We start from the raw sequence: 10,005 nt of genomic DNA on the forward strand, positions 1-10,005 counted from the left end.
CCCGCGGAGCGGGTACCATATCGCTTCGCGATATGCAAGCGAACAACCGTGCTGCGCACGGTTGTTGCGCTCCCGCTCCGCGGGAGCGCCAGCGGAAGGCTGCGCCTTCCGCCCAACCCGACCGCTGCGCGGTCGGGTTGGGCCTCCGTTCGCTGCGCTCTCGGAGCTGCGGGGCTTCGCCCCTTACCCCGTGCTTTCGCTTCGCTCCAGCACGGGTTGGGGCGGGTCCGCTGCGCTCCCCCGCCCCAACAGCCCTTCCGGCTACGCCTTCAGGACTGCTGGGGCCCGCTGACGCGGGCCGAGCTGGCTACGGGGTGGAGCGCTCGGTGGCGGCTGCATCAGATTGATGCAGCATGTAGCATTGGTGGAAACACGGGACACCCCTGGCCGCCGTGGGGCCTCCCTCGATTTTCGAGAGGAACGGCCGCAGATGACTGGTCGCCACGGATCTTCCGGGTCCAGTCTCATATTGAGCGGCGATTCCGTACGGCGGTGAGTCAGTATCAGGCGGCGGGCGTGAACGCCTGGTTGAAGCTGTTTATGCTCCTGGAGGCACGAGGTGTGCCCGCGGGCGGGGCGGACGGCCTAGTGGTCACCGTGGAGGCCGGAGCGGTCGCCGGTGCTCAGGGTGAGGTCGTCGAGCTGGGTCCGGGCCTCGTTCGCAGGGGCCGGCGTTCTGGGACGTGGGATGAGGGTGCGGGTCGTGAGTGAGGCCTTGGTGCGCATCACGGACCGGGAGTGGGTGCGGCACGGTGGCCAGTCTGCTGGGGCCGCTGAACTGGCCGTACATATCGCGGACGTGAGGCTGCGTGAGTAGGCCGGCCTGGTGCAACTGAAGAGGAGTGAGGCCTGCGGTCCGTGCAACGTGCAGAGGAGGAACGGTGATGGGGACGTCATCGTCTGCGCGCGCGAGGCCGGGCATTCAGGCATCGAGGAGGTTCGGGAATGTCGGTGATTCAGCTCAGGAAGCACCAGGTAGACCAGAAATCAGCGTTCCGTAAATGGGTGGGATTCTCTGCAAGATCATATGTGCCCCCGCAGGGAGCCCGGGGAACGATCGTGTCCGCGACCGGGTCCGGCAAGACGATCACCGCGGCCGCGAGTGCGCTGGAGTGCTTCCCGGCCGGCCGGATCCTCGTCACCATCCCGACCCTGGATCTGCTCGTGCAGACCGCCCAGGCGTGGCGGCGGGTGGGCCACCGCTCCCCCATGGTCGCGGTGTGTTCGCTGGAGAACGACCCGGTGCTCAACTCGCTGGGGGTACGCACCACCACCAACCCGATCCAGCTCGCCCTGTGGGCCGGAGAAGGGCCCGTGGTCGTGCTCGCCACATACGCCTCCCTCGTCGATCGCGAAGTCCCCGAAGACCTGACGGGCCAGCTGTCGGTCCGCGGGCCGCTGGAGGCCGCTCTGAGCGGTGGGGAGCGGCTGTACGGGCAGCGGATGGTCGGCTTCGACCTCGCGATCGTGGATGAGGCGCACGGGACGGCCGGGGGCATGGGGCGGCCGTGGGCGGCGATCCATGACAACCAGCGGATCCCGGCCGACTTCCGGCTCTACCTGACTGCGACGCCGCGCATTCTGGCCGCGCCGCGTCCTCAGCCGGGCGCGGACGGGAAGGAGTTGGAGGTCGCCTCCATGGCCGACGACCCGGACGGGACGTACGGGTCGTGGCTGGCCGAGCTTGGGCTGGGCGAGGCGATCGAGCGGGAGATCCTCGCCGGGTTCGAGATCGACGTTCTGGAGATCCGCGATCCGTCTCCCGTGATCGGGGAGTCGGAGGAGGCGCGGCGGGGCCGGCGCCTGGCTCTGCTGCAGACGGCGCTCCTGGAGCACGCTGCCGCGTACAACCTGCGCACGGTGATGACGTTCCACCAGCGGGTGGAGGAAGCGCAGGTGTTCGCGGACAAGCTGCCTCAGGCGGCCGCCGAGTTGTATGCCGGCGAGGCGTCCGACGAAGTCCTGGCGATGGCGGAGACCGAGCTGCCGGCGTCGTCGATCGGCGCGGAGCTGTATGAGCTGGAGGCCGGACGGCACGTCCCGCCGGAGCGGGTGTGGTCGGCGTGGTTGTGCGGCGATCACCTCGTGAGTGAGCGGCGCGGGGTACTGCGGCAGTTCGCGGGCGGCATCGACGCGGACGACCGGCGGGTGCACCGGGCGTTCCTGGCGTCGGTGCGGGTGCTCGGGGAGGGTGTGGACATCACCGGGGAGCGGGGGGTGGAGGCTGTCTGCTTCGCCGACACCCGTGGCTCGCAGGTGGAGATCGTGCAGAACATCGGCCGCGCGCTCCGGCCAAGCCGCGACGGTTCCGCCAAGGTCGCGCGGATCATCGTGCCCGTTTTCCTGGGGCCGGGTGAGGACCCGGCCGACATGGTCTCCTCTGCCAGTTTCAAGCCGCTTGTGGCAGTGCTCCAGGGGCTGCGCTCGCATGATGAGCGCCTGGTCGAGCAGCTCGCCTCCCGTGCGCTGTCCCGGAGTCGGCACGAGCGCACGGTGCACGTGCGGCGCGACGGGGACGGCCGGATCATCGGTGCGGGTGAGGAGCAGGAGCCGGACGGTACGTCGGCGGCTGCCGGGTCGGCGCTGCTGCGTTTCTCCAGTCCGCGCGAGCCTGCGGCCGTCGCGGCGTTCTTGCGTGCCCGGGTCTACCGGCCGGAGTCGCTGGTGTGGCTGGAGGGCTACCAGGCGCTGCTGCGCTGGCGGGCGGAGAACGAGGTCACCGGTCTGTACGCCGTCCCGTACGACACCGAGACGGCGGTGGGCGTCACAGGGTGCTTCCCTCTCGGCCGGTGGGTGCACCAGCAGCGTAAGGCGCTGCGGGCCGGGGAGTTGGAGGAGCGGCGCAAGGAGCTGCTCGACGTCCCGGAGGCGGGGATGGTGTGGGAGCCGGGTGAGGAGGCGTGGGAGGCCAAGCTCGCCGTGTTGCGCTCCTACCGGCGGGCGATGGGGCATCTGGCGCCGCGGCAGGACGCGATGTGGGGCGAGGGTGAGGCGAGGGTGCCCGTCGGGCAGCACATGGCCAACCTCCGCCGCAGGGGCGGTCTGGGGATGGATCCGGAGCGGGCCGTGGAGCGCGCGGAGCAGCTGGCGGCGATCGACCCGGACTGGAACTGCGGGTGGCCGCTGGGCTGGCAGCGGCACTACCGCGTGCTCGCGGACCTGGTCGACGCCGACGGCGGGCTGCCGGCCATCGAGCCGGGGGTGCTCTTCGACGGTGACGACCTGGGGGCGTGGCTCAAGCGTCAGAAACAGCCCGGTACTTGGGCGCGGTTGTCCGTCGGGCAGCAGGAGCGGCTGGCCGGGCTGGGCGTGGAGCCCGACGCGGTGCCGGCCACTCGGGCTGATGAGGCCCTGTCTCCCGGCTCGGCGGCCTCGGGTCGGGGCAGGGCGCAGCGGGCGTTCCAGCGCGGCCTGGCCGCCCTTGCGCAGTGGGTGGAGCGGGAAGGGGCGGGTCGGCCGGTGCCGCGTGGGCACAGTGAGGAGACCGTGATCGAGGGTGAGGCGGAGCCGGTGGCCGTGAAGCTGGGCGTGTGGGTCTCCAACACCAAGGCCCGGCGCGACAAGCTCACCGCGGAACAGCTGGGCGCCCTCGCGGCGCTGGGCCTCGACTGGGCGGACACCGCACCGACCCGCCGCTGACCGCCCCATGCTGTCGGGTCTCGGCCTTCGCGGTGGCGTGGGGCGGGATTCTGTGGGGAAGCGGAAGGGCGCTCGTGGCTGGTCCCGCCCTACAGGCCGAAGCGTTCGCGCTGCTCGGCGGGTACCAGGTCCAGGTACTCGGGGTTTTTGGTGAGGTACTTCTTCACGTACGGGCAGAAGGGGAGCACGGCGAGGTCGCGGCTGCGTACGTCGTCGAGTGCGTCGGTGACCAGGCGGTGGGCCAGTCCCTTGCCGGCGAAGGCCGGGTCGGTTTCGGTGTGGATGAAGGCGATCCGGCCCGGGGAGAGCTTGTACTGCGTGAATCCGGCCAGGGTGTCGCCGCTGTGGACCTCGTAGCGGGATTCGGAGGGGTTGTCGTGCACGCTGACCGGCGCGGTGCCTGCGGCGGGTTCGGGGGACACGGGGACTCCTTGGAGGCTGCTGGTGCTGTCGTTCGTGGTACGTGGCTGTGCGGGCGTCGCCGGTGGGGTTACTGCTGGGGGCGGACTGTGTGCCGGCTTGGGGCAACTGGCGTCTGTAGTGGGGGCTGTTCGGTCATGACCAGGATGCTAGTTAAGGCACCCCGGCAGACCGGGCACCGCCGAGGTGGAGATCCTGACGGGCCGCGATGTACCGCTCGGCGGCCCCCGCGCGATGGCTGTCCGCCGCACTCTGCCGCAGCGCTCCCGCTCACTGATCGGCGCCTGGTGCTTCGTCGACCACTACGGACCGGACGACGGCGCCGTCAGCGGCGGCATGGACGTCGCACCGCACACCGGTCTGCAGACGGTGAGCTGGCTCTTCAGCGGGGAGAACGCCCGCATCACCGCCCACCGCAACACGGCTCCGCGGCCGAGCGCTTCGCCGCAGTGACAGGGACTTTCGGGCCGGTCACCGGCGGACGGGGCGGGATTCCGACGGGACGTCCGTCGGCCGTCCGCGGAGAGTGGCTCAGCCAGTCGGCCAGTCCTCCGGCGCGTTCTCGTGCCGGTCACCGCGGCAGCGAGGCGCAGATGAGGCCTGGCCTCCCGTCAGGCGGCGCCGGCGCTGCGCGGGGTACGGCCGAGCAGGCGTACGCCTCGGGCGGGCCGGGACCGAGGGCGCGGCGCAAGGTCGCCTTCGCCCGGCCCGGTTGAGCCGGGTGGCAGCAGGTGCGCGCCAAGCAGGAGCAGCGCGTCCAGCTGAACAGGGGTTTCCTGCGTGACGTCCGCCGGGGTGTGGGCGGCGCCGATGGGGTGCTCGGCGTCGAAGCGTGTTCGGGGGGCGGCTAGAGCTCGAACTCCAGGTGTTCGATGTCGAGCATGCGGACTTCCTCCAGCTGGCCGGCGCGGCGGCCGTTGTCCTGGAAGTAGATCTCCTTGAGTGCCTCGGCGGCGATCCGGCGCAGTTCGTCGTCGCCGGCGCCGCGTTCTTGGGCGTCGAAGAGGCGGGCGGCGTGGTGGGGTGGCAGGGCGAGGGTCAGGTGCCGGATGCGGTCCTGGTCCGTCGTCCCGATGGGGGCGGTGTAGCCGAGGCGGGCGCGGGTGTCGATGATGATGCCGTTGCTCGTTGCCGCCTTCGCCTTGGCCTTGGCGCGGATCTGGGGCTGCCAGCGCTTGTTGACCTCCTGCTCCAGGCGGGCGGCGAGGTCCGGGCGGGGCTTTTGGGCCTGGCCGGAGACGTACCGCTCGACCTGCCGCTGGGATCTGCCCAGCAATTCGGCGACCGCCTTGGTGCCTTTGAGCTGCTTGACCAGATACCGCATCTGCGCGCCCGCGGACTTCGGCACCGGGCGGGTGAACGCCTTGCGCACCGCGGCGTCCAGGCCGTCGGCGAACATGCTCATCGCCTACTCTCCGTTGTCGGCGTCGGTGACGGTGCCGTCCTTGATGTACCGGGCGAGGTTGAGTTCTGGTGCCTCGAACCGGTCGCGTACGCCTTCGCCCCACAGCACGCTCTGGGTGCCTTCGTGCTTGACCAGGCCCGGGTTGACCCCGAGTTTGAAGCCGCCGGGCAGTGGCTTGCCCTCGCGGTAGGGCAGGAAGTCCAGTGGGCCCTCGCCGTCGGTCGCGTACACGACGCAGTCGGAGAGGATCGCGACCGGGTACTGGCCGGTGAATGCCGCGTGCCGGATGATCTTGCGGTGGAAGTTGATCCGGGTGCGGGAGATGACGGCCGCGCGGATGTCCGGCCGCCAGGTGGGGCGGGACAGTGCTCGCCACGGCTGGCCGGGGCGCCAGCCCTCGCCCCGGGGCCGCTCGCGCAGCTTCCCCACCCCGCCCTTCACGGTCGCCTTGACCGCCGAGACGACGAGCGCCAGCTGCGGGTCACGGCTGCGGTATCTGTCCATCGCCGCCAGGAACTCCTCCGGCGGCAGGTCCGTGCCGACGCCGAGGTCGGCCATCGTGGCGAGGTAGGCATCGCGCAGCCGCTGGTACCAGGCGTCCAGGTACCGGCCGTTGGCGTACCGGTGCGCCTCCTCGTCCTCGCGTGTGACGGTGATGCCCACGGCGCGGGCCTGCTGGGCGTTCGGCCGCACCCATGCCTCGGTCGGCGTGATGTCGTAGCCCAGTTCCTGGGCGTAGGCGACGGTGGGTGTGGCGTACCAGGCGGGTCCCTGGGGGCGTTCGCCCTTGGGGGTGAACGGGCTCGGCAGGAGGCTGCCGTCCAGGTCCACCCACTCCTTGCCGGTCTTCACCCTCGACAGGTCGACGTGGGAGAGGTCGACCAGCCAGCTGCCCGGCAACTTGGCGTCGAAGAGGGGCTGTTGGAGGTGTACCGGTTCGCCGAGGCCGACGGTCAGGCCGTTGGCGCCGGCGGCGAAGGCCATGTTCACGTCGAGGCCGACCAGGTTGCGGCGCAGGCACTCGGCGTCGGTCAGGGGCCGTGCCCAGTCCCAGGCCTCCTCCAGCAGTTTCTCGCCGGGGCCGCGGAGGTGGAAGCGGGGCAGGTCCGCCAGGAGCGGGTGGCCGTCGGGGGCCTCGCACGGCGCTGGGTCGACGGGCTCGGTACCCAGGGAGCCGGGGTTGTGCTCGGAGTGGCGCCGGCCGGTGGGGTCCGGGGTGGAGGCGCGGGTGGGTGGGTGCAGGGCGGTCATCAGCTCCAGACCGGTCACCGCGGTCGACCCGCGCGGGGTCATCACCCGTGCGGCGAACACGCCCAGGACGCGGGCGAGTTGGGCCGGGGGGAGCTGTCCGGCCTCGCCCCAGTGCCGGGTGTCCAGCGCGCCCCAGGAGGGGATGCACAACTGCACGCAGGCCCGCTGCGCACCCTGCGCGGGGCGGTAGATCCGCGCCCATGGTCCGAATCCGCGTTTCGTGAGCTGCCAGTTGGCGCGCGCGAGCTGCTTGAGGGCCTTGTGGCCCTCCGGGATGCGCCCCGCGAGCCGTTCCTCGTCGGAGAGAGCGGCGGGCAGGCCGTAGCGCTCCAGGGCCGCTTCGGTGAGGACGAGCAGCGGGTCGGCGTCCTTACCCGGGCCGGAGAGCTTCGGCTGCCCGAGCCGGCTCTCTTTCAGGGTCCAGTCGATCAGGGAGGGGAGGGACTTGGCGGGTACGTCCAGGACCAGGCCGCCGGTGCAGTACGCCCGTACCTGCCCGTCCGCGACATCGACGACGGCGAGCGGACCGTTCTCGAACCTGGGGTCGGTGCCGGCCTCCCGGGTCCCGGACGGGGCCGTCGGCTTGGTGGTGCCCGGGCGGCGCGAGGCCGACGGCCGGGTGGTGCGCGCCGGGCGCGATGTGGCCCGTTGTGCGGGGGCGGGCGGGTCGTGTTCGGGGGCCGCTGCGGTTGTCGGTGCCGGGGCCTCGGGCGGGGATGCCTCGTGTGCCGGGGCGGGCGCGCCAGTGACGGTGGCCGACGCTGCTGCCGCCTCCTGCACAGGGACGTCCGCGGCAGGAGCATCCGCGGCGGGGGCGGGGTAGAGCTTGCCGAGCTGCTCCAACAGCCGCGCGTAGGCCTCCCGTTCCTCACCCCGCGGCTCGGCCGGCTTCTTGGCCGACTCCCAGCCGGAGACCGTCGCCCGGCGCACCTTCAACGCGGCCGCCACCTCATCCAGAGTCAGACCGTGCGCAGTACGCAGCCGTCTGCGCTCCTGAGGCGGCGGGAGCGGAGAACGGGACGCGACCAGCGCGTCGACCGCGTCGAACAACTCGGACACCGAAACACCTCCGGACACCACCGTAACCCCCGAACCGTACGCCAAGCGTGCTTTCACCGTACGGATCGCGTCCGTTTCACCCACGGAGTGGGGCCATCTGCTCTGCGCAAGGGGGACGGTGGAGCGGTGAGATTCCTTGCCCTCGCCCTGGACGGAGCTGACGAAAACCCACACCGGCTGGATACGACCGGCGCACAGGACGCGCTGAAGACAGACGGGCAACGGGCCCACTGTGGCGGCGGTCCGCGGGCAGCTTGCGCGGCGGGAGAGGCGAACGTGCGCCGCGGGCGCGGCAGCGATCCTGGCCTGGACGAGCCCGTGACGCGTTGCGTCCGCCTGCCGCCCCGCGGGCCCCTTCTCTTTGAGCAACGCGGTGCCCGTGGCGGGCGATCGCGAGCAGGCGGACTCGGCCGAGAAGGCATGGCCGTGGCACGCGCTGCCGGGTTCGAATCGGGTTCCGGCTGGGCAGCGCGCAGCAGTGCCGAGGCGCGGCGCCGGTCACCGACTTCGCAGGGCGGGTCGAGCCTGTGGACCAGGCCGGTTGCGCGGCCCGTGCGGCGGCGGCCTCGGAGACATCGCCGGCCTCGGCGGTGGTCAACCGTCCACGGAGCCGGGACGGTCCGGGCAGGCCGCACGCTGGTCACAAGCCGGCCGGCAGAGGAATGCTGAGGGGCGCGGGCCTCCACACCCTCAACGTGGCTTCCGGCCCCGTCCGGCCTCACGGCACCCACCACCACGCCCGGCACAGCAGCCCGAAGGTCCCGCCCGATCAGTGTGATCGGACGGGACCTGGCCGGCCGCCCCGGGGGCGGGGCGAGGGGGCGGCTGCGTCGCGTCGTGCGTGCGCCGGGGCCGGGGTGATGGCCGGCGTCGTGCGCGCCGGTGCCGTGGCGGCGGTGGGTCAGTAGGCGGAGTTGACGTTGTCGATGGAGCCGTAGCGGTCGGCGGCGTAGTTGGCGGCGGCGGTGAGGTTGGCGACCGGGTCGGTCAGCTTCTTCTCGGTGCCCTTGACGTGGTAGGCATCGAAGGTCGGCTGGATGACCTGGAGCAGGCCCTTGGAAGGGGTGCCGGCCTTGGCGTTGACGTCCCAGTCGTTCATGGCGTTCGGGTCGCCGCCGGACTCGCGCATGATGTTCTTCTTCAGCCCGTGGTACGAGCCGGGGATGCCCTTCTTCTTCATGATGTGAAGGGCCTCGTTGATCCACTTGTCGAGCTTCTCGTCCTGGGTGAGCTTGTCCGCCTTCTTCGCGGACTTCGCCGTCTGCGCCTGCTCGGCCACGCTCGCCGCGGACGCCTTCGCCGACGCCGTGCCCACCGCGGCCTGGCCGTCGGCGTGAGCCGGGGTCGGGGCGACGCCGAGGGCGATGGCGGCCGCACCGGTGGCGACGACGCCTGCCACGGAGATCCTGCGGATCCGGGCGGTGCGGTCGGTAGCGGTGGTGGCGGTGGCGTTGATCGACATGCAGATGGTGCCTCTCCGAAAAAGGGGGATGTCCCGTGGCCGCGTCACAGGAAGGTCGGCTTCCTGCGGCCGGTGCGAACGATCGCCACGCGAAGAAATTCGCCCGATCTGTCGCTTATCGCCCGGAACGACATCCATGGTTAGCGGGCCCTCGGAGGGCTGACAAGGGTGTGACGTACGACCCCACCTCGTAGACGTTTTGTCCGTTTTGACGGGAACGGCGTGACGGTGGGACACGGGCCGGAGGACCGCTACTACACCGCTTCCGATATGACGTGGGCCCTATGGGCGGGCTCACAACCAGACCCCCTCCGCAAAGGGCACGACGTGGCCGCGGTCACCCCGGAACGGGACGGCCGACGGGCGGGGCGCAGCGGTCCGGGCAGCCATGCGCGGTGCGGGTCCGGGCGACCGCGCGCGGCGCGGTCCGGGCCGTCAGCCCCCGGGGTGCCTTCCCCGGGAGCGGCGCCGCCCCGCAGGGTGCGTCATCTCCGGAGAGCGGCGCCCCGGGACGCGTCTCCGGAGCTGGCGCCGCCTTGGGACGCGCCTCCGGGAACAGGGGCCACCCCCACGGGGAGTACGCCTCCGGGAGCGGCGGCACCCCGGGGCACGTCGCCTCCGGGAGCAGGGCCGCCTCATGGCGCGCGGCGGAAACCCAGGCAGGCCGGAACGCGGAAGGCCGGACACACAGCAGGGCCACCGGCAGCCCAGACAGAACGGCAGGCCCAGGAACCAGGGCCCAGGAGATGAGACCCGGGAAGCAAAGGCC

The 10,005-nt window shown here is 71.7% G+C and carries 5 protein-coding genes and 1 pseudogene; 2 read left to right on the forward strand and 4 right to left on the reverse strand.

Going from position 1 to position 10,005, the window contains the following annotated elements:
* Window positions 1-945 precede the first annotated feature (945 nt).
* Entirely contained in the window at window positions 946-3,639 is a 2,694-nt protein-coding gene (locus HCC30_RS28075) for a DEAD/DEAH box helicase (RefSeq protein WP_169445740.1), read from the forward strand.
* An 89-nt stretch (window positions 3,640-3,728) separates the two neighbouring features.
* Here the strand turns inward: HCC30_RS28075 and HCC30_RS28080 are convergent, their stop codons facing one another.
* The gene (locus HCC30_RS28080; RefSeq protein WP_346776847.1) at window positions 3,729-4,061 is read right to left on the reverse strand and encodes a GNAT family N-acetyltransferase; all 333 of its coding nucleotides are present in this window, start codon (window positions 4,059-4,061) and stop codon (window positions 3,729-3,731) included.
* Window positions 4,062-4,245: 184 nt separating this feature from the next.
* Here HCC30_RS28080 and HCC30_RS28085 point away from each other — a divergent pair.
* A pseudogene (locus HCC30_RS28085) lies at window positions 4,246-4,452 on the forward strand (pirin family protein); the annotation flags it as partial.
* 454 nt (window positions 4,453-4,906) lie between these two features.
* On the opposite strand, the gene HCC30_RS28090 reads toward HCC30_RS28085, so the two are convergent.
* From HCC30_RS28090 to HCC30_RS28100, 3 genes are all read right to left on the reverse strand, one after another.
* Window positions 4,907-5,464: an XRE family transcriptional regulator gene (locus HCC30_RS28090; protein WP_169445741.1), complete on the reverse strand. Its 558-nt coding sequence runs from the start codon at window positions 5,462-5,464 to the stop codon at window positions 4,907-4,909.
* Between the two features lie 3 nt (window positions 5,465-5,467).
* Entirely contained in the window at window positions 5,468-7,774 is a 2,307-nt protein-coding gene (locus HCC30_RS28095) for a helix-turn-helix transcriptional regulator (RefSeq protein ID WP_169445742.1), read from the reverse strand.
* Window positions 7,775-8,675: 901 nt separating this feature from the next.
* Entirely contained in the window at window positions 8,676-9,236 is a 561-nt protein-coding gene (locus tag HCC30_RS28100; protein WP_169445743.1) for a transglycosylase SLT domain-containing protein, read from the reverse strand.
* Window positions 9,237-10,005 lie beyond the last annotated feature (769 nt).

Origin of the sequence: Streptomyces sp. HNM0574 (genome assembly GCF_012726235.1) — a bacterium.
Classification (GTDB): Bacteria; Actinomycetota; Actinomycetes; order Streptomycetales; family Streptomycetaceae; genus Streptomyces.